The following is a 20,361-nucleotide window of genomic DNA, read 5'->3' as shown; positions in this document are numbered from 1 at the left end:
GCCGCCAGCCTCCCTCATCGCCGCACACAGGTGTGCAAGCATCGTTGCATGGACGCCCTACCCGGCTCCACGAGGCCGCCCGCCTCCGTGCAGGGGTTGTTGGACCTGCTCGAGAAGGCGGAAGGATCTGTGCAGGTTCTGGACCCGCCAGCACAGGCGAGGGCGGCCTGGCGTCGACTGATCCATGCTTTGCGGTCTGGCGGACATGTGCCCAAAGGCTGGCATCTGGTTCACCGCGGCCGCAACACCGGTGACCTGGTTATCGAGCTACGGCGGGGCCGCCACCCGAGCAAGCAGTACCAGCCGGTAAATCGCTCATCGGTGCCGGTCCCCGAGTTCCTGGTGGATCCTCATCCGGTCATCGACCGGTTGCGTGAGCAGCCCAGCCGCCTACCGGAGTCCGACGAAAGCCGCTCCCGGACGCTCATGCTCCTGCAAGCGCTCTGTGTGGAGGCGGAGAAACGGGCATGGGCCGTCAGGTGGGGTACGGACGCGCTGCTGAGCGTGGTCGTCGACGAACAGCCTCTCGAGGTGCGACCACGAGAGGACCAGGGAGCCCGCTGGACGCTGCGCCTGGTGCTCACGGTCACCGACGCAGACGCTGGCGTGGCGGAGTGGAAGGACTACGCCCGCAAGCGCCTTGAGGACGAGTTGTTCGCCATCCTGACGGACCTGCGCCAGCGAGGCCGGGACTACGTGACCGCCGCGGAAGCAGCAGAACGGGCCGAGCAGGCGCGGCTGCAGCAGGAACGCGACCGGGCGGTGACGGCGCACCGCGACCAGATCCTGCGACAGCAGGTAGCTGCGTGGCTGCTGGCCGAGGACATCCGCTCCTACTGCACGGATCTCGTCACCGCCGGCATGCGGATCGACGACCCGTGGTTGGCATGGGCACACACCTACGCCGATGACCTTGACCCGCTGGCCGACCCGCCCGGCAGCCCCGACGATCCACCGCCATCGGAGGCCGTGCCCGCACCGAGACAGCAGCACGCCGAGAAGACTGCTTCTACGCCGCCGCCCTACCAGCCGTGGCACCCGAACCGCCGCTGGTACCACGGCTAGTACCAGTGCCCCGGAGGCAGGTACGGCCGCAGGTCGTCCCTCTCGGGTGCCGGCGTCTTCGGCATGCCCTCCCGGCTGAGCCGGGGATCAACGTGGTCGGCATGCTGCAGGATCCACGTCGCCCAGGCCCGCACCTCCTGCGCACGGTCGGGCTCCAAGTCGTAAGCGACTGCCGCTAGCCCTGCCGCGTAGGCGCGGGCGTCGTCGGCGAACTGCCGCTCGCCGACGCGCGCCTGGATGGTCTGGCGACGGTGGTCCTCGGTGAACTGACGTCGGGCCTCATCTTCCCGCCGCTGTCGTTCCCGTCGGCGCTGCTGTTCGCGGCGCTCCTCGGCTTCGCGGCGCGCGATCAGGAGATCGGCCCACTGCTCGATGTGGGTGAAGACCTCGCCGAGTTGCCTGTGCAGGGGTTGGTCGGGGCTGTCGGTCCAGGTGTCGTAGCCGCGGCGCCGCGCCGGGTGCACTTCCTTGATCGTCAGCTGTAGCGGCTTGCCGCGCTCCCCGTAGAGCTGGAGCGGGAACTCGTCCCGGTCGATGCGCAAGATCAGCTGGCCGCTGTCGTAGTGGTCCCGTCGGTTGTGCCGAAACAGCGTCTCGTACCCGCGGAACTCGGCCTCGGTGATGATGGCCTGCCAGATCTGGCGCATCCGCTGCAAGGGCCGGTGCTTGTTCGGCATCAGGTAGGGCCGGTGCTGGTAGATTATCCGCTCGGGGAAGTCCAGCGCCTCGGTGAGGTCCTGCACGATCAGGTGTGGGCGGCGCACCGTCGAAGGGACCGGGACGATCCGGCCGAGGAACTCCTGCGTGCGGGGCCGTGGACGCGGAGGCGAAACCCACTGCCGGGTTGGCTGATCCGGTGGCGCCAACGCGGGCGACTCGACGCCCCGGCGGTCGACCTCCACAAGCAGCAGCGACATGCCACCCGGAAACGACCAGCTGCGCAGCCGGTGCGGATCGGCTCGCAGCAACCGCAGCTTGGCCACCTTCGCCGCGTGTCGCCACGCGGCCAGGGATTCCTCGTCCAAGCCCTCCAGCTTGAGCCGGCCATGCGCCGCTCTCGCCCGGTCGAGCACCAGCTCCGGTGTCACCTCCATCACCGTCTCCTCCTTAACGATCCCACTCGCTGTGCGGGACAGCGTTCATGCTGGCCAAATTGCCGCGGCGACTTCGCCTCCGGATGCTCAGGCACGGGCATGGCCGAGTTCCTCGATGACCTCGTCGATTGACTTGCCAGAGCCGGTGGTGCCGCTGGGCATCGTCGCCAGCTGGCTGGGGCTGATGCTTGGAGGCTTCGTCTGCGCTCGCCACGCGAACAGCGGCCGCCGGGCCTACGGCCCTTGTTCGGAATAACGGGGATAGGGCAGACCGAACCACTCCGCGAACGGTAGATTTTCGTTGACTGCCGTGCGCACCTTGGGGGTGGGCTCAGGGGCGCGCCACGGCGCTGCGGTTCGCCCATCAGGCTCTAGCCCGTAGCGGCGCAATTGCTCCACCTCGGTCCCTTGTAAGCTGAATTCGAGTTCGATGAGGTCAGCACCTGCCAGGCACGCGTCACGAAGCACCCGATCGGCCTCCTTTGCGCGCCCGTCCTTTTCGAGTACATCGGCCAGCGCCGACAATACTTCCGTCGTTGGTTGCGCCACGCCACGCATTAGTTGTTCCGCCTCAGCAGTGCGCCCGGTTTCGGCGAGCATGCGGGCCAGTTCGACGAGCGCGTGCAGGTCCTCGGCGGCTGTCAGCCGAAGGAGCGCCTCGGCCTGCTCGAGCTGACCGGCTTGCCGCAGGACGTGCGCGAGCCGAACCGGCGCCTGGGGTTTCCCAGCGGCAGTCAACCGCCGAAGCACCTCGTTCGCCTCGTCGTGATGCCCGAGGTGCATGAATTGGTCGGCAACGTCGAGGAGGACTTCCTGGTCGTCGGTGGCCGCCCGCTGCTGTAGGACATCCGCCGCATCCTCGGTCTTGCCTAGGCGGTCTAGCAGGTTGGGCAGCAGCAGGTTCGCGTGCTTGTCGCCGGCGTCGGCGGCCCGCCGCAGCCAGCTTTCGCCTTCTTCGAAGAGCTCGGGATCGTCGTCGAGTTCGATGCCGTCCTCGATGAGCAGTCCGGCGAGCCGCTGCATGGCCCAGGCATGGCCCTCTTCGGCCGCGTGTCGCAACAAGTCGTCCACTCCGCGCCACTGGTCGGCCTCGATCAGTAGTTCGATGCAGTGCTGGAGGGCATCCGCGGGGATCCTCTGGACAATGGTCGAGCGTAGTGTCTGGCTCTCCTCTGCGCGGCCGAGTTCATCCATGAGGCCGGCGAGCAGGATCGCGGCGATCGGGCTGCCCTTGGCGGTCTGCTGGTGCAGCAGGGGTTCCAGATCGCCTTGCTGGTCTTGCTCGTACAGCACATTTGCCAGCACGACCAGTGCGGGGGGGTCGCCTTGTTCGGCGCGGCTCGTCAGCAAGCGGTGGGCCTCGTCGCTGCGTCCGCTGTCGGTGAGCAGGTCCACGAGCCGAACAAGAGAGTCAAGATCGTCAGGGTTCGCGACGAGTTGTCGCAGGTGTCGCTCGGCGTCAGCCGGGTCTTCGTGCACCTCCTGACCCGAGGTCGCGTCCCACACGTACCGCTGTGCGAGCGATTGAATGGCGCCCTCATGGCCGAGTTCGGCCGCTCGTCTTACCCAGGGGTCGCTCTCGTCGTGCCGGCCGAGTCTACTGAGAAGCACGCCGATGGCCATGGCCGCACCGGGTGAGCCCTGATTGGCCGGCGACGCGCAGAGTGTGACCGCGTCGCGGTAGAGGTGGCGTTCCTCGGCTTCCCTGGCCAGGCGTAGCTGGTCCTCGATCGGGCCTGGATCGGCGAGCAGGACGGTCCACAACTGTGGGGGCAGCGGATACATGTGTTGCTCTGGACGCAGGTGCTGAAGGAGGTAGTCGGCGAGCACGTAGCCGTCGGGCTCGCCGAGGTCGGGCTGAGACCGCACCGGCGTCAGCGGAGCGATGACGCCCTTGACCATGCGGGTGACGTAGGCAAGGGCCGCGGCGAACCAAGGTTCGGTGCGGGCCCGTTGCTGTTCGTCCAGATAACCTGCCGCCGCGTGTTCGAGCATGGTCGCAGACAGCGGGGCGGCGCGACCGGCGGCGCGGGCATCGGCTGCGGCAAGCATGAGCGCTCGGGCGTACGGATCGGCATCCCGGTAGGCGGCGATGAGGTCCGGGCCGGCTGCCAGTGCCTGGGTGATCCGGTTCGAGGATCCGGCGGTCGCGATGGCGTCGCGGAGGCGTGGATCGGAGCGCGACCGGGCCAGTTCGACATCGGCGGGCAGAAATGTCGGCGGTACGTCGATGCGGACGGCTCGGGCCAGCAGTGTTCGAACTTCATGGTGCGGATCGGCGTCGCCCGGGTTCGGCTGCGTGGTGAAGCGTTGCCAGTACTGCGGCCACAGGGTGCCGATCACGACCACAGGCGCGTTCGATCGCAGTATCTCCATCAGGGCGACGGCCGCCGCCTCGCCGTGGGGGGAGCTGAAATATCGCTGCGCCTCGTCGAGCCAGATGACTGAGGGTGGACTCGCTGGCCGCTCCCCCAAGGCGAGCGCGGTAGTGGGGAACTCCAGCGCCCAGTCCGGCAGGCACGTCAGGACCGCCTCGTATGCGGTGCGCGTCTTCCCGGTCGAGGAGCCACCGACGAGGACGATGAACACGCCGTTAATGGGCATGGGGTGCAGCAGCCGGCGAAGGTTCGCGTCATGGCTTCGACCAACGTAGTCCGGCAGCGTCGTCGCGACCTGCTCCGCCGGGCTGATCGAGCGGTGCACGCCCAGGTCGAAGGGCTCCCAGTCGACTACCCGGCGCTTCGGCGCTCCGGCCGCGCTCCGCCGCTCACGCAGGGCTTCGTTGACATCATTGATGGTGTCCATGGCCTGAGCCAGGACATCACCGGGCGTGAGGAATTCCGCGAAACGTCGGCTGATCTCGGGATAGGCGTCCAGGTAGGCGGACAACTGATTGGCGTCCCACAAGGCCCAGCCCTTGAGGCCGAGGCGCTGCCCGTATGCGCTGAGTAGGTCGTTGACGCGGTCGATGCCGCCGCGCCCCGCGACGCTGGAAAGGCGGACGTTCGTGGCAACGATCAAGTACTGCGGGATCCGGCCGTCGGTGACGCGCCGCCGTCGCGGATCAAGCCACTGGTCCAGCTCGCTCGTGAGGGTCTGGCACAACCATTGAGCATCGGCGACACCGCCAGCGGTCCGGCGGCACTTCGCCTGGAGGACGCCGTAGCCGCACCAATCAGGCCGAAACGACACCTCGCCGTCGAAGGTGGCCTCGCGGCCACCGTCCGGTCCCGCGCCAAAGGCCTGGACCGCCGGGCCCAGCACTCGCATCGCGAGCGCCCTACACAACTCCTCGAATCGCCGCTCGTCGAGTCTGCTCAGCTCGTATGCCACAAAACTATGATGAACCTGAGCCGGGGCGCGTGCCGTCCCCGGTGGACATTGCACAGGTCGAACGAGGCAGTCCCATGTCCTACGCTTCGAGGCACTGCCCGGTCTGGTCCGACGCGTCGGTCAAGATTTGGACGGGCCCTTCTCTTCGTGACGGTGGTGGCCTCGTGACAACCGTGGAGCGTTCCGATACACCGCGTTTGACGGTGGTGGGCGCGGGCGAGCAGCCCGTCGGTGCGCAGGGCTTGCGTGCGTTGGTGGCCGATGGATCGGCTGTCATCGCGGTGGGGGGCCTGGTCGCCGGAACGTTTCTGACGGAGGCGGGCAAGTCGCTGATGACCGGTGAGAAGCCGGGCCGGCTGGGGTTCGTGGTGGCCGTCGTCGTGGGTCTGATCGTCATGGCGGTCGGCTTCTGGCTGCGACACCGGGCTCGGATGGGGCTGCGGGTGGGGATCATCGTGAACGCAGTGGATGTCCATCGCGGTCGGGCCCGTGCCGAGCAGCGGAATCAACAGGCGGAGCGGTTCAGCCAGGGTTCAGCGGCGGTGACGCTGAAGGCGGAGATCGAGTTGTCGGGTGATCCCGTTCGTGATCGTGAGCTGGTTGATCTGCTGGCGGAGGAGACGCTACGGGCCACGACGATCGCGGAGCGGCTCGCTCCGGACGCGGCCCACGTCAATGTGATCCCCACGATGCCGCTGAACGTGGCGTTCTGGTTGGGTGCGCGGCTGGGGTACACGCACGCCCAGCATGTCGCCGTGCATGAGCTTCGGCAGGACACGGGGTCTCCGGCGTTCTTCGCGGCGACGTCGCTGCGGGCGGTGGACGTGAAAGCCGCCCCGCTCACGGTGGAGCGGCTGGAGGCGGTCGATGGCGGCGACATGACGAAGGTGGCGCTCGCGCTCGATCTGCAGAATCGCGGAGATCAGTTCCGGGACGCGGTGGTCAAGACGTGTCGTGAGCGCGGCATCGGGTGGCTGCTGCTGCTTCGCAACGAGAACCGGCTGCTGAAGCAGGTCATGAAGACGTTCAACGGGGTCATCTCGCAGACGTGCAACGCGTGGGATGTCGCGCCGTTGCCGGCCGAGGCGCGGACGGGTCACCACGCGATCTTCCTGAGCGGGCCGGTGGCGATCGCTGTGGCGCTCGGTGCCCGGTTGGCTGCGCCGACCCCCGGGCAGTGGACGGCGTACACCTTCAACCCTGTTGCGAACGTGTGCGAGCCGTTCCCTGCTCCCCCGAACGGCTGACGTGGCGTTCCGCCGGTACGCCCAAGGCTGGCGGCCGGTCCTCCTGGCGGGGCGAGGTTGTCGTACCCGCGCCGTACCGTCTCGTCGGTGCTCGGCTCTTTCGGGAATGCGGGTGCCGCCCAAAGCGTCGTAGAAGCTGGCCGTGACCTCACCCCCTCGGCGGCCGTACCAGGCGCACCTGCCAGCCCAGGGAACGGAGAGCACATGGCCACGCTGGCCACCCACTTCAAGACGGCACTGAGCAACATCGAGCCGACCGAAGACGCCAAGAACGCCCAGTCGGCGCATGCCGAGGTCACGGCGGCGTTGGAGGCGGACGACCTCCTGGTGAAGCTCGGGGTCGATCCGTTGCTGATCGGCTCCTACGGCCGGCACGTGTCGATTCGCCGGGTCAAGGACGTCGACGTGTTCGCCCGGCTGAGCAAGGCCGGTAAAGACCTGCGCCCCGGCAAGATCCTCGACCACGTCGAGGCTGTTCTGGAGGCGGCGTTCCCCGGCCGGGTCACGCGCCAGCACCGGTCCGTGATGGTGGACTTCCCGGACTACGATCTGTCCGTCGATGTGGTCATCGCCCGGCCGTGCGGGGATCACTGGGAGATCCCGGAGAAGATCGAGGACGACGGGAATGCCCGGTGGGTCGAGACCAACCCCACCAAGATGGCCGAGCTGACGACGCAGGCGAACAAGGACTACCTGCTTTACGACGACGATCCCGGAAGCGGGGTCTACGTTCCCGTGGTCAAGCTCGTCCGTCAGATCCGCCGGGTCTGGGTCGATGACCAGCCCGGCGGCTACTTCTTCGAGGTTCTCACGTATCACGCGTTCAGCAACGTCAAGCCGGACGAGACGACGTACGCCGGGTACCTGACCGTCGTGCTCCGCGAGATCGCCGACCTGCTCGTGGACGTCGCCGACGAGGGCCTCGACGACCCGACGCTGGACGGCAAGAAGATCAAGACCAAGGCCACGGCGGAGCAGTTGGCTGCCGCGGCCGAGCGGATCGCCGAGGCGGCGACGCTGGCCGAAGACGCCCTGGATGCGGAGGACTGCCCGGCCGCGGTGAAGTGGCGCGAGTTGCTTGGCACGACCAAGAACACCACGGCCGAGGAGTACGTCTTCCCGCTGCCGGAGTACTGCAACGCCGATGGCACCAGGAAGCAGGCGTCGGCGGTGACCCGGGGCGCGTCCACCGTTCCGGCCGGGAGCGGCCGCTACGCATGAGCAGTTCCTGGCAGAGCGACCTCGTCGCCGAAGCCGACTCCTGGCGTGCGCGCCTCGGGGAACTCGGCTTCGGCGACGACGGGGATCGGCTACGCGGCGACCTGTCGTGGCAGCACCCGGTCCACGGCCTTGTCCATGCCCGCATCGAGGTGGAGCTGACCGATCGGTTTCCGTTCGCCGCGCCAGCGGTTCGGGTGCTCGATTCCGGAACAACGATGGAGCTGACCTTCCACATTGACCGGCCTGCTCTGCCGGGGCTTCACGGCAACCTTTGCCTCTGGGACGGCAGTGCCCATCCGGTCGACGCCGCGCCATGGCGCGAACCCCAGGTTCTGCTGGATCGGGTGCGGAACTGGCTGGAACAGACGGCCGTCGGCTGGCCGGACGATGATGTCTGCGACCTTGAGCGGTACCTGGTGCAGGACGCCGACACTTTCGTGCTTTACGACGCCGACGTGCTCACCGGAAAAGTCGGGCTTTTTAAGACGGCACCGGGGCCCACACCATGCACCATCGAGGTGACCGGCAACCGGCGGCCGGGGGTCATCGCGCTGCGAGGACCTCAGCAGTTACACCCGAAGGACCGTGGACTCGCGTGGGTCGATGATCTCGGGGAGGTCAATTCCCCGCCTCGGGAATGGGCCGACCTCGCGCAGGCTCTTGGACGTGCCGATGAAGTCACTCGTCTGATCGCGCTCGGTGCCGTCGGCTGTCTCCTGCTGTGGTACTCCCGCAACGGCCACCGCGCGGCCCTGGCTGTTGCCGTGCAGCGCGGCGGCCCCGTTCCGTCGATCACCGCGTGCGAAAGCGCCGACACCAGCCTGTCCACCCGGTCGATACGCGCGGGTAACACCGCGGTGGAACTGGCTGATGTCCGGATCGCCGTGGTCGGTGCTGGCGCGCTCGGGTCTTTCGCCGCCGACATCCTGTTCCGCTCCGGCGTCCGCCGTCTCACCCTGATCGACGGTGAGCGTCTGCGTCCCGGCAACCTCGTGCGTCACCTCGCCGGCAGTAACGACGTCGGAAAGTACAAGGTCACCGCGGTCATGGACCGGCTGGCGGCCACGGGGTTCGACGTCGGCGAGGTGGAGCGGCGGCGCCGGGACCTCACCCGGCTGGGCGACGCCGTCGAACTGGTCAAGACCCACAACGTGGTGCTCGACGCCACCGCCCACGCCGGTGCCAGCAGCCTGCTCGCGACGGCCGCTGACATCGTCGGCGCCTGGACCGGTCACACGGTCATCTCCGCCTGTGTGCAGCGCGAGGGCGACATCATCAGGGCTGACCGTTTCCCCCTGCGCGGCGCAGAGCAACACCTACCGGCCCTGGCCGGCGAACCAGTCCGCGCAGGAGTACGGGAGGCCGGGTGCGGTGAACCTGTCTCGCGGACGCCACCAGCGGCGGTCATCGCCGCCGCCGAGCTCGCGTGCCGGATGGTCATCGACGAGGCGACCCACCAACGCGCCCTGCCGGCGACTATGGCCGACGTGCGCCGGCCCCAGCCTGATCCGCCCTTCGACCGGCTCGGTCTGCTCACACCAAATGCCGTTTCCGTCCCGGTGGCGTTGTGACCGGCCCAGTTCCAGTGGTGATTCACTCCGACGCTCGTCAGACCATCAACGAAGCGGCCGGACGTGCCACACCGCTGGAGGCCGGCGGTCTGCTTCTTGGGTGGTGGGACAGCGACAGGGTGATCGTCCGTTCTGCCGTCGAGGTAGTGGATCCGGCCGCCTCCGGCACCTCGTGGATCCGGCGCGAGAACCTTGCCCAGCAGGCCCTCGACCGGGCGATCGCCACTCTCGGGCACCCCTGGATGGGTTATGTCGGTGATTGGCACAGCCATCCGGCGCCCTGTGAGGCAAGCGCGCAGGACCTCGAATCCATCCGCAGCGCCTCCCGTGCCTACCCCCAGCCGCTGCTGCTCATCGTGCACCGCTCCGGCGGCGTCCTCGACATACGAGCGGCTCGTCGTGGCAGGTCGCAGACGGTCCTCGAGGTCACTGAGCCTTTCCGCGTAACGGGTCGTAGCGTTCAGTGATCAGGTGGTTCGCTGGTGGTCGATGTGAAGGATGACCAGGGCTGCCGCGACGATGTCACCGATCTTCCACGGGCAGAGGCTGATGTTGCGTAGCGCTCGGAAAGTGGTCTTGAGCAGACTGTTTCCGCGTTCCACGATCGCCCGGAGCCGGTTGTGGGCGCGGTTGAACTGCTGCTGGATGCCGCCGAGTCGCTTGTTCCTGGGCTTCTTGAAGGCGACGACGACGGTGTCGGCTTCGCCTTCGTAGCCGAGGTCGGCCAGGGTGCGCAGGTCGGGGCGGACGGCGGTGAGAGTGTCGAGCAGCCCGGGGTGGGTCCGCAGGCAGGTGGTGTCGTGTTCCCGGCCGGGTCGCACCCGCGAGGTCCACAACGGCCAGCCGTCCGGGGCGGCCAGGACCTGGATGTTGCCGCCGTGGCTCGCGTGTTTCTTAAACCACCACAGGTCCACCCCGGCGGCGGGACCGGGTGTGGCGATCCGGTCGGTCTCGATCAGCGTGCCGTCAAGCAGGACGTAGTCGTAGCCGGCGACCTTCGCCGCCAGCAGCGCGCCATGCAGTCCCGGCGCTCGGGCGGCGAGGACGGCGATGCCCTCGTGCAGATAGGTGTAGCCGGTCGAGCGGCTGATCTCGTTGTCCCGGGCCAGCTGCGCCATCCGAGTGCCGTCGAGCAGCCACCGCAGGACGAGCACCGCCTGCTTGAAGCAGCTCAACGTACGGGTTCCCCGACGGGTGCCGCGTCGTTGCCGTTCGGCGTGCAGCAGGCCGGACAGGAACAGCACGGTCTCCTCGCGGACACCGAGGGTCGCGGTGTAGGTGATACTCATAGCGGCGCGGAACTCCGATGGCAGTGGTCTGTGAGAGGAACACTTCGTCACGGAGTTCCGCGCTCCTATCTCCCACGCCCGCCCAGCCAGGCGATTCCCACCCGTGTCCCCTCATCGTGGACACCACGCTCCGCACTCGAGACATTGCACGGAAGGGTTCACTGCCTGAAGCTTTCCCCATCGCCAGAACCACCACCCCGCCGCACCCCGCAACGAATACGACCAGCTCCGCGCCATCCTCCACAACGCCACCCGCACCGGCCTCGCCGGCCAGAGCCGGGCCGGGCCACCCCAAGTTTGCTCAATACCTCATCGGCCGAGTTCTCTGGGTCGGTCATCACCACCCGGCACCCGCAACCAAACTCGCCACGCTGCTGGCCCACGCTCTCGCAGCACCGTAGACTGACGCGGCGCGGCAACTTTGCCGGATCTGATAAGGACGCGTCGAACCGACCGAAGCACGGCCTGAGCAGGACTTACGCCCGTTCTGCTGATCTTCGGCAAGCGAGCACAGCAACGCGCGTGTGCGACCCACTAACACGAAAACAAAATAGGAACCCGCAGGTAGACAGCCTTCGGGTACAGATAGAGCATCGTCTTAGGAAACCGTTGCTCTATCCCCTGAGCTACGAGGGCGCCATGATCCAGGCTAGCTGGCGGCGGCTGTCAGCGTACCGCAGGGAGCCGCAGGGGTGGTCAGCGCTGGCGTCGTCACCAGCGGATCGCACATCGACCGCACGTGATCAGGGGTTTCGCCCGATCGACCGTCACGGGCAAGCATGATCGCTCATCGTCACTCAGTGTCGATCATCGCACCGGAGCACACATCGTGCACACGCATGAAGATCATCGATGATGGCCGGACGGGCATAACTGGGGCGATGTGGCTCTGGGAGCGGGGCGGAGCCGTGCGGGCGGTGTGCAGGCCATCCGACGTCAGCGCCGCCGGAACCGACGCCAGTTGCCGGCATCCGCAGTGGTGACACGGGTAGTGAGCATTGGATGCCCGACAGGCAGGTGAAGACGGCCTGGGGGTCTTGCGGGGATTCGTACGATTGACAGCGGACTTCGCTCTGCGGCGGTCGCTCGCCGACCAGGTTGCCGGGAGCAGACCGGCATGGTGATCTCCTGCCCCTTCGACGGAGGACTCTGCGAAACATGTCGCAAATCGACGCCATCAGTGGCGAGCTGCGGTCGATGCGTGCCGGCGTTGACCGGGCCAGATCGACCGCTTCCGCCACCGCGCAGGAGGCCGAGCAGGTGGCAACGAGGGCCGCCGCCGCAGGCTTCAGCGGGATCGTCGCCGGCATGTCCCAGGTACGAGAAGCGATCAGGAGCATCCAAGCTGGTCTGGGCAACGTCGACGGGGCTATTGATCAGGCTTCGACCTCTGTCGTGGCGGTACCCAAAGAAGGCTCCCCCGCCGAGGTGATCGAGGCGTTGAACCGTGCGGCGGACAGGGTGAGCACCGCGCACGATGGAGTCGGCTCGTCCATCAGCAGCGTCGACGAGGCCCGGACTCTCGTTCTCAGGGTGCTGCAGGGCGGTGATCCCGGGCCGCTGCTCTCCATGCTCGGAACCATCAAGGAGATCCTGTTGCTGGTGGCACAGCAGGGCGGCGCGGTCAAGCAGTCACTCGCCTCGGCTGTCAACGACGCGCGCCGGACGGGCAACTCGGGAAACTAGGCCGGGCTGGCGGCAACTCGCCGACCAGCCCGACGCCGGTCTCACCTGATGCTTCCGCTGGACCGGACAGCAACGATCTCACCTGGAACAGGCGGCCGACCGGCCGACCCGGCGGGCAACCAACGGGCTTGCGTACCAGGATCGGTGGGCGGCAGGACGCCAGTGTGCGTCGTTCCCTGGAGCGGGAGAACGAGTGCGCGGATGTGCTGGCCAACCGTGGCTACCGCGTACACCAGAATCCAAACCCGCGCGAGGTGGCCGAGGCGCGGACACGAACCAGTGAACCTTTTTCAACCTCCCCTTGCGGTCCGGCGGACCGCAAGGTCGGACGCGGTGCGTGAGCGCCGCGCGGTTCAGGTTGAAAAAGGTTCAGTGATCGCGGAAATCCGGGCAAGGACCCTGATTATCTGGTCGAGGGGCACGTTTTCGACTGCTACGCGCCGGGAGAGACGAAGTCGGTACGGGGTGTCTGGAGCGGCGTCCGGGACAAGGTCGAGGACGGGCAGACCGAGCGGGTCGTGCTCAACCTCGCCGACTGGCGGGGCGACCTCGACGCCCTACGGAAGCAGTTCGACGACTGGCCCGTGGACAAGCTCAAGGAACTGGTGGCGCTGACACCGACCGGTAAGCTCGTGAAAATCGTGGCGCGCCCTGACACGAAAGGCTGACAGATGGCTATCGAATACCGGTTGACGGTTGCCGGGGACGCCCCTGTCGACCAGTTGGTCGAGTGCGCGGTACCTGACCCCGCCGAGCGGCCGATGCCGACCGAGACACCGGGGCTACTCACCGCCGACCTACACGATCAGCAGGGGTTCACCCTTATCGTGCGGCCCGGCCACGACGGGTACTACGAGGCCGAGGACGACGACGGCACGACGTGGGTATGGGAGCCGGACAGCTATGTCAACATCACGTTCCGGATGGCCAAGGAAAGCCCCGTCGACAAGGGCGTTTCCAACATGCTGGCGGTCGCATCCCGCGTACTCAGCTGCCGGCCGGAGGACGCCGCGCTGATCCTCAACGGCGACGTGCTGCTGTTGACCCGGTTCGATGGGGTACTCCGCAAGCACCGCCGGGCGTTGTGGTGGGACCACTACGGCCTCACCGACAGCATCCTCGTCACAGATGAATAAACCAACCTGTCGCCGCTGCCACCGGAGCCCACAACCGCGATCCCGCCCATCGTCTCTCCGACCGGTGGGACGACACCGGACGAATCACCTGTGGTTGAGCACCACAAGAGTTCGCCGCCCCGCTCGATGATGCTTGCCGAGCCCACACCCGCTAACCTTGGAGAATTTTTGAGCGCACCTCTGCCGCGCACGAGCGGGTCGTCGGGCATCGCTGCCGGGAGCACACTTCCGCTGGCCGGCAGTTGGGCGTTGAGGTAGATGTTCACGGCCTGGGCACGGGCGGGCCCCGGAAACTGCCGACGAGAGTGCGCTCGATCTTCTGGTCTCTTCGCGGCATCGTGGCCCTGGAACGTTGCGCGCTGCCGAGGTCAGGAGCGGCCCGGGTGACCCAGTAAGCGACCATGGGAGGGTGACCGATGCCGTATCGCCTTCCTTGACCGCTGTGATCGACCTCATCGATGGACACATGCATCGAGTGCTGAAGGGCAGAGAAGATCCGGTGGGGGTCGTCGAGGAGCTGAAGTGTGCGCTGGTCGACCTGCTTCTCAGGGACAACGTGGGGAATGTCGGCGGGCTGTACAGCATCTACGCGGACTTGTCGGACATCGTCGACGGCTACCCGTTCCACTACGACGATGGCACCGAAATGATCGCCCAACGGGAGATTCGCGACGCCGCCTGGGACTGGTTGAGCAATCCGCGCAATGCCGACGGGATGAAGACCTACGTCGACCGCTGGACTGCGAGAATCGCAGCCTTACCGACGACCGACGGAGGACGGCCATTCCGCGGCAACTCTGGCCGGCTGGAAGGCGAATAGCACCTGGCAACTTGCGACCCCGGCCCAGCCTCGCCGCGCGGCCGGAATCGCATCCGCATCTGCCGCCGAGCGGCTCGCGAGGGTGTTTGTCTGCGCGCGGGTGTACCCCCACGCCGTGCAACCGGCTACCAATCGGATTCGTACGATGGCAGCGGCATGCGTCCTGCGGCGGCTGCCGCCGGCTACGGTGCCGGCAGCGGCTCGACACCGTGACCCCAATCCCTTCGACGGAGGACTCTGCGAACATGTCGCAAACCGACGCCATCAGTGGCGAGCTGCGGTCGATGCGGGCCGGCATTGACCGGGCCAGGTCGACCGCATCCGCTACCGGGCAGGAAGCCGAACAGGTGGCAACGAGGGCAGCGGCTGCGGGATTCAGTGGAATCGTCGCCGGCATGTCCCAGGTGCGGGAGGCGATCAGGAACATCGAGGCTGGCCTGGGCAACGTCGACGGGGCCGTCAATGAGGCTTCCAGCTCTCTCGTGGCGGTACCCAAAGAGGCCTCGCCAGCGGAGGTGGTCGAGGCATTGAACCGCGCAGCGGACAGGGTGGGTACCGCGCACGGCGGAGTCGGTTCGTCACTCAGCAACGTTGACGAGGCCCGTGCTCTCGTCGCCAGGGTCCTGCAGGGTGGCGATCCCGGGCCGCTGCTCTCCATGCTTGGAACCATCAAGGAGATCCTCTTGCTGGTGGCGCAGCATGGCGGTGCGGTCAAACACTCACTCGCCTCGGCCGTGACCGACGCTCGCCGGACGGGCAGCTCGGGAAGCTGACCAGGGCTGGCGGCGGCGGACCCCGGTGGTCACGATTGAGGCGGCGTTGACAGCCCGCTACAGGGTGACCGGGCGTACCTTTCGGATCCCGTCCGCGCCTCGTCCAACGGGGTCCCTACTGGACCAGCAGCCCGGGTAGCCGAGGGGCGGTCCTCGGTCCGTCAGGAATATGTATCCGGCAGGTGCCGGCGAGGCGCAGGTCCGGAGGCACAGATGACGAACATGCAGCGGGATGTCCGGCCGGCCGAGCCGGGTACGACGTCCTGCGCGCCGACGGCGGGCGAACACCTCTGGACCTCGATTGGCCCGTCGGTACCGGCCCAGGTCGGCGAGGATCGCCGGGGCCAACGGACTTGCCTAACCGGGGTCTCCACCAGGCAGAATGAGTTGTGATCATCCAGCCGACCAGTTGGTAGTCGAGGTGAGCCTCCGACCCGAGCAGCGAGAACTTCTCCGGCAACTGTTGCAGGAGGAGCTTCGCGCCGCCTGGCGGGCGGCGGTGTCGGAGGGCGCGACGCCCGAGGCACTCGCCCAATTGGTCGACGAGCGTTGCCGGGCTGTCGGGTTGTCACCGGACGTCGACGACGATCGCCCGGACCGAGGCGACGATCCGAGCGACGGCCCGGGGGTCGGCGAGCAGCGCTGAAACCCGCTCGTCGAGGGCAGACCCGCTTCCTGGCATCCGATCCAGTTCGTCGCCGCCGGTACCCGAGCCGAACACGGTGCCGATGACCCGCACCACCGTCTCGGTCAGGTCGCCACCGCCGGACAGCCCCAAGGCGAGGGCGTCCACCGCGGCGGACGCAAGGCGTGCCAACCGGGCTTCGTCGACCTCGTGCTCAGCGACGGAGAGCAACGGGCGAGAGCCGCCCGCTCCATCGCCGGTCGAGGGTGCCACCGGCGCGGTCTTGCGCCCGAGGGGTCGCTCAACGTAATCCAGGTACCACTTCGGGCGGCGTCGCATGGCAGCCAGTACGACCTCGACCTCTCGGGCCACCGCGTCCGGGTCGCTGCCGGTCCAGTCCCCGGTGACCGCCGCCCGGCGTCGGGCCCAGCTTTCCAGCGGCCAGACACCGGCCCCGGCGGTGGCGGGCACGCCGACCCAATTGAGGATCTCGAGCGCGACCTGCGTCAGCCAGGCGTCGCGACCGAGTTCTGCGGCGAGCCATTCGGGTACGCGCGGGCGCTGCAGCGCGCCCCGCTGTCCCCGCCGCCTCCGGTGGCCGTCGATGGTGACCGCGGTCACCCGTCCACTCATCCATCCCTCGATGTTGCGGATCGGCGTCTTTGCGTTGACCAGGAGGTCGCTGACGACCGCTTCGACGTCGTCGTGGAAGCCGTCGAGGCACTCGTCGGCGAGCCGAAGGACATCGATCGAGCAGGTCCAGTGACCACGCCGCCGCTCCACGGGGCGGGTAACCCGGTTGAAAACCACGGGCCAGGCGAGGGCATACGCCGTACCGGCCAGTCGTGCGTACTTGTCCGGCGGGGCGCCAGCGGCCTCGGCGGCGAGCGTCCCACGGCGAGCCAGGTCGCGCAGGACCGACTCGCCGACCGGACCGGGATCGGTGGCTCTCGCTGCCGCCCCGGGCCGATCGGCCCGCGGCCCGCCCCGGTCCGCACCGGGGTCGAGCGGGCCCCGGAGGTTCGCGAAGGTCGACGGAAGCTGAGCTGCGCTGGTCACTGTTCCCCTTCCCACGGTTCCCGCGACAGTTCCTCGCCGCTGGTCGAAGCAGGCGGAGTTCGGGCCGTACGACATGTGGAGACGCCAACCCGGAAGGAGTATCGCGGCGCGGAATGACGGCTGGCGAGGGTCCGCAGCGGCTTTCTGGCCGAATTGTTGCTTACAGTGCCGGGCCGGTAACCCGACCAGCCGGGTCAGGTCGGCCGCGGTTCCGGTTCGGCCGTACCCGGTCGCCGTTCCCACGACCCGCTCGCCCCGACCGGCGATCCCGGGCGCCCTTCCGGCTTAAGCCGTTCGGGGGTCATCCACCTTTTGTCGGAACGAGTGAGCGGCGGCAACGTCGCCACCGCCAGCCCACCCGATGGAGTCGGGCCACCACGCCGGTGCCGACCGGTCGACACGGGAAACGGCGTCCGGCACGCCTGATCACCGCCCGGAATGGATGAAGGCTCCCCACTCGACGGTGTCTGCGGGGCCGACCTTGACCAGGGCGTCGCGCAGCGCCGGCGGCATTTCCGCCGGCACCTCGCGGTGCTCCGACAGCATCCACAGCTGAGCCTCGCGCAGCGCGTCCGCCGGTCTCCGGCCCCGTACCCGGAGGAAGTGGTGGAACATGAACATCAAGACCGAGGTGGCCGCATCCGGCACGCTCCACTGGGCGGCGACAACCGTACGAACGTTGTTGGCCAGCAGCGTCGTGCTGATGCTGAACGCCTCGTCATCGCCTCGCCCACACACGCCACTACTGCACGCGGCCAGTACGGCCAGGGCGACCGGTCGCCCCGCCGACGAGCGTACGAGTTCTTCCGCCGACAGCCGCTCACCGTTCGCCAGGAGCAGGTACGACGTAGCAGCCGTGCCAGTACCCGGCTCGACCATGCCATGGCACGCCAGGTGCATCATCGTTCCCGCACCGGCATCACCCAACCAGTCGAGCAGGTCGGTGCGGCTTCCAGGGCCGTCTGCACCGGACCGGCCGTCCGGCAAACGCCCGACATAACAGGCCAGCGGGTAGAACACGTCCCGAACGGACAGCGCCTCCGTACGTGCGGCGCGCAACTCCGCCGCCGCCCCATGGGTGTCCGGATCGCCCACCACGAGTCCGGCTTCGGTGAGCGGTACGGCGCCACGCCAGGCCAGGTCACACAGCAGACGGGCCGACGGGGCGTACGAGAAGACGGCGTCTTCGATCGCGAACCGCAGCCGGCCGCCGGTGCGCTGGCGGGCGGCGTGCCACGGCACCCGTGCCAGCTTCCCCATCGGCACGAGCACGATGCGCAGCGGCCGGTCCGACGGCCGGGAGCAATGCTCCAGCAGTGGTCCGACTGCCATCTCCCAGGCCGATTCGCACAGCTCGTCAAGGCTCTCGCGGGCTGTTGACGCCACCACCGACCAGTTGTCGCCGCCGGCAAGGAGATCCTCGTCCGGCCCGGCGTCGCGCCGACCGGCGATGCCGCGTGCCTCCCGGGACACCACCTTGAGGAAGTCGTCGAAACGGGTACCCCACCCCGTGCCCAGCCCGGGTAGCAGCAGCAGACTTGGCACGTCATCCGCAGGCACGACCACTGCGGCACCGGGCCGTTCCTGACCGGGGACGAGGTAGACCAGGGCGTCCACGCCGAGGCTGGACAGTGCCGCACGGATCTCGTTGAGGTCCGGCGGCGCCAGCAGGCGCGCCGATGCCCCGGTCGATCCGGCCGGCACGCCGATGTCCCCGCCAAGCGGGACCCCGGCCAGTACGCCGATCACCTCGCGGCGCAGCTCGCCCGACACCCCTTCGACGCCGGCGGCGGCTATCGCCCGCGACCAGCGGACGGCCAGATCCGGCCGGTCGGCGTCGGCTAGTCGAGTGGTGAGGTCACGAGTCTCGGTCGCGGCGTACAGGATGAGTGCCCGTCCCGCGTCGAGGGCCTGCACCGCGGATTCCGGATCACCATCATCCAGGCACCAGCGGGCGACATCCACCGCGTCCCCGCCAGCGTGCCGCGCCGCCGCCTGCACGTCCGCCGTGTTCGCCTGTAGCAGGACGTTCCACGCGTGCCCCCGCAACCCGGCGAGCGCCACCTCCCGACCGCGCTCCCGTCGGCCGGCGAGCCGATAGGCGTGGGCCAACGGATTCGACAGCATCGTCCAAGTGGTGTGCAGGTCGGACCCAGCCAGCTCCCGGGCCTGCTCGAGCAGTGCGATGCTTCGGTCAAGATCCTCGCGCCGGCCGGTCAGCTCCCGGCGGCGGAGATGCGCCGTGCCCGACATCATCAGGTAGTGGACACGGCGCGGGTCGTGTTCGGGGGCGCTGCCGGCCGCCTGCCCCAAGTGCGTCACCGCAGCGTCCATCAGTGGCGGCGAGTCGACCCCGGCACCGAATTCCAGCGATCCCAGGTTGTGCAGGCGCAACGCCTTCTCCTGCGCCGACAGACCCGCTTCCTCGGCGAGTGACCGCAGGCGGTCGAGTTGGGCACGCAACGCTGGGCCGGCACCGTCGCTCCCGGCGTGAGCGGCCGCCGGTCCCGTAGCGCCGACACCGAAACGCGGTCCCAGATCGTCCGGTTGCAGCAGGTCGAAGAGCGGGCCCACCGTGTCGCGGAGCTGCTCGACCCGCCGACGCAGGTCGTGATTGGCGGGCAGTGGTTCCACCAGTCGGACCAGGCGCCGCATCGCCGCCATCCCGGCGGTCACGTCGCCGCGCGCTACCGCCGCATTCACCTCCGCCACAGCGGCCAGCGCTTCCACCGATGGGCGCAGGTGCGCCGTGCCCACACCGTCGGCCTGTAGCCGCTCACCGTACCGCTTCGCCTCGTCAGCTATCCGACCCATCGCCGCCAGGTCGTTCCCGGCAGCGCTGTGCAGCATGGTGAGGGCGGTCCGCACCCCCTCAATGATGTCGGCGTACGGCCGGCGACCACCGACGCTACGAGCGAGTCCGTCCAACTCGGTGAGGCCCGCCCGGAGCGTGGCACCGGGGGCGCCGTGCTGTGCCTCCTGCAGGATGACCCGGGCCCGGATCACCGCCTGTACCGATGGCCAGTCCGGCAGTGGGTGGGGATCCTGGGCGGCCACCGCCGCCAGCACCGCCGCCCGGCGTACGGTCTCCGCGTCGCGCAGGTGTCCCGTGCGCACCATGGCGGTGGCCAGCACCGACGCCAGCTTCGCCCGGCCGGGTACCGCGACCGGCAGGCTGTCGAAGTCGGCCAGCGCCGCCTGCAGGTCGCTGTCCGCCCGTCCGTGGTACTCGAACCGGATCAGCCGGATCCAACACCGGGCGAACAACCACGACCCACGGTCCGGCACACCGACCGCCGCGATCGCGGCTGACGTCTGGTCCAGCACCGTCCGCAGCGTGTCCGGGGTGGGTACGTCAGTCATCGCCGGTCCCCCTGCCTGGAACTATGTTCTTCCTGCTGCCGTACTGACGGACCGGCGGCGAACCGCCGATGCCGGGGCA

General features: G+C 68.3%; 14 protein-coding genes and 1 pseudogene. 10 read left to right on the top strand and 5 right to left on the bottom strand.

Going from position 1 to position 20,361, the window contains the following annotated elements; translation table 11 throughout:
- The first annotated feature begins 48 nt into the window (after positions 1-48).
- Complete coding sequence (locus tag ACQEVC_RS12580) at positions 49-1,065, top strand: hypothetical protein (protein ID WP_432876484.1); 1,017 nt, start codon at positions 49-51, stop codon at positions 1,063-1,065.
- Here the strand turns inward: ACQEVC_RS12580 and ACQEVC_RS12575 are convergent.
- Positions 1,062-2,162, bottom strand: a complete 1,101-nt coding sequence (locus ACQEVC_RS12575) for a hypothetical protein (RefSeq protein ID WP_432876482.1) — start codon at positions 2,160-2,162, stop codon at positions 1,062-1,064. The genes ACQEVC_RS12580 and ACQEVC_RS12575 overlap by 4 nt on opposite strands.
- A 231-nt stretch (positions 2,163-2,393) precedes the next feature.
- Positions 2,394-5,492, bottom strand: coding sequence for a hypothetical protein (locus ACQEVC_RS12570; protein WP_432876480.1), 3,099 nt, complete (start codon positions 5,490-5,492; stop codon positions 2,394-2,396).
- 164 nt (positions 5,493-5,656) lie between these two features.
- On the opposite strand from ACQEVC_RS12570, the gene ACQEVC_RS12565 reads away from it, so the two are divergent.
- The 4 genes from ACQEVC_RS12565 (at position 5,657) to ACQEVC_RS12550 (ending at position 9,998) form a co-directional block, all read left to right on the top strand.
- Positions 5,657-6,739, top strand: a complete 1,083-nt coding sequence (locus ACQEVC_RS12565; protein ID WP_432876478.1) for an SAVED domain-containing protein — start codon at positions 5,657-5,659, stop codon at positions 6,737-6,739.
- A gap of 204 nt (positions 6,740-6,943) precedes the next feature.
- A complete protein-coding gene (locus tag ACQEVC_RS12560) occupies positions 6,944-7,960 on the top strand; it encodes an SMODS domain-containing nucleotidyltransferase (protein ID WP_432876476.1) in 1,017 nt (338 codons plus the stop codon).
- Complete coding sequence (locus ACQEVC_RS12555; RefSeq protein ID WP_432876474.1) at positions 7,957-9,531, top strand: ThiF family adenylyltransferase; 1,575 nt, start codon at positions 7,957-7,959, stop codon at positions 9,529-9,531. Before ACQEVC_RS12560 ends, ACQEVC_RS12555 begins: the two co-directional genes overlap by 4 nt.
- 17 nt (positions 9,532-9,548) lie before the next feature.
- Positions 9,549-9,998, top strand: a complete 450-nt coding sequence (locus ACQEVC_RS12550; RefSeq protein WP_432876472.1) for a Mov34/MPN/PAD-1 family protein — start codon at positions 9,549-9,551, stop codon at positions 9,996-9,998.
- Here ACQEVC_RS12550 and ACQEVC_RS12545 read toward each other — a convergent pair whose 3' ends face one another.
- Positions 9,999-10,820: a transposase family protein gene (locus tag ACQEVC_RS12545; RefSeq protein WP_432876470.1), complete on the bottom strand. Its 822-nt coding sequence runs from the start codon at positions 10,818-10,820 to the stop codon at positions 9,999-10,001.
- Between the two features lie 1,158 nt (positions 10,821-11,978).
- Between ACQEVC_RS12545 and ACQEVC_RS12540 the strand changes: the two genes are divergently transcribed.
- The 5 genes and pseudogenes from ACQEVC_RS12540 (at position 11,979) to ACQEVC_RS12520 (ending at position 15,235) form a co-directional block, all read left to right on the top strand.
- The gene (locus ACQEVC_RS12540) at positions 11,979-12,506 is read left to right on the top strand and encodes a DUF6244 family protein (RefSeq protein WP_432876468.1); all 528 of its coding nucleotides are present in this window, start codon (positions 11,979-11,981) and stop codon (positions 12,504-12,506) included.
- Between the two features lie 164 nt (positions 12,507-12,670).
- Positions 12,671-13,174, top strand: a pseudogene (locus tag ACQEVC_RS12535) (hypothetical protein).
- Positions 13,175-13,177: 3 nt separating this feature from the next.
- Entirely contained in the window at positions 13,178-13,642 is a 465-nt protein-coding gene (locus tag ACQEVC_RS12530) for a SitI3 family protein (RefSeq protein WP_432876466.1), read from the top strand.
- A gap of 409 nt (positions 13,643-14,051) precedes the next feature.
- Positions 14,052-14,462, top strand: a complete 411-nt coding sequence (locus ACQEVC_RS12525; RefSeq protein WP_432876464.1) for a hypothetical protein — start codon at positions 14,052-14,054, stop codon at positions 14,460-14,462.
- 245 nt (positions 14,463-14,707) lie between these two features.
- Complete coding sequence (locus tag ACQEVC_RS12520) at positions 14,708-15,235, top strand: DUF6244 family protein (protein ID WP_432876462.1); 528 nt, start codon at positions 14,708-14,710, stop codon at positions 15,233-15,235.
- A 568-nt stretch (positions 15,236-15,803) separates the two neighbouring features.
- Here ACQEVC_RS12520 and ACQEVC_RS12515 read toward each other — a convergent pair.
- Both ACQEVC_RS12515 and ACQEVC_RS12510 read right to left on the bottom strand, forming a co-directional pair.
- Complete coding sequence (locus ACQEVC_RS12515; protein ID WP_432876460.1) at positions 15,804-16,919, bottom strand: hypothetical protein; 1,116 nt, start codon at positions 16,917-16,919, stop codon at positions 15,804-15,806.
- A 426-nt stretch (positions 16,920-17,345) separates the two neighbouring features.
- Positions 17,346-20,282, bottom strand: coding sequence for a CHAT domain-containing protein (locus ACQEVC_RS12510; protein ID WP_432876458.1), 2,937 nt, complete (start codon positions 20,280-20,282; stop codon positions 17,346-17,348).
- Positions 20,283-20,361 lie beyond the last annotated feature (79 nt).

This window comes from Plantactinospora sp. CA-294935, from assembly GCF_050936445.1.
Classification (GTDB): Bacteria; Actinomycetota; Actinomycetes; order Mycobacteriales; family Micromonosporaceae; genus Plantactinospora.
This window is presented reverse-complemented; position numbering and strand designations above follow the sequence as displayed.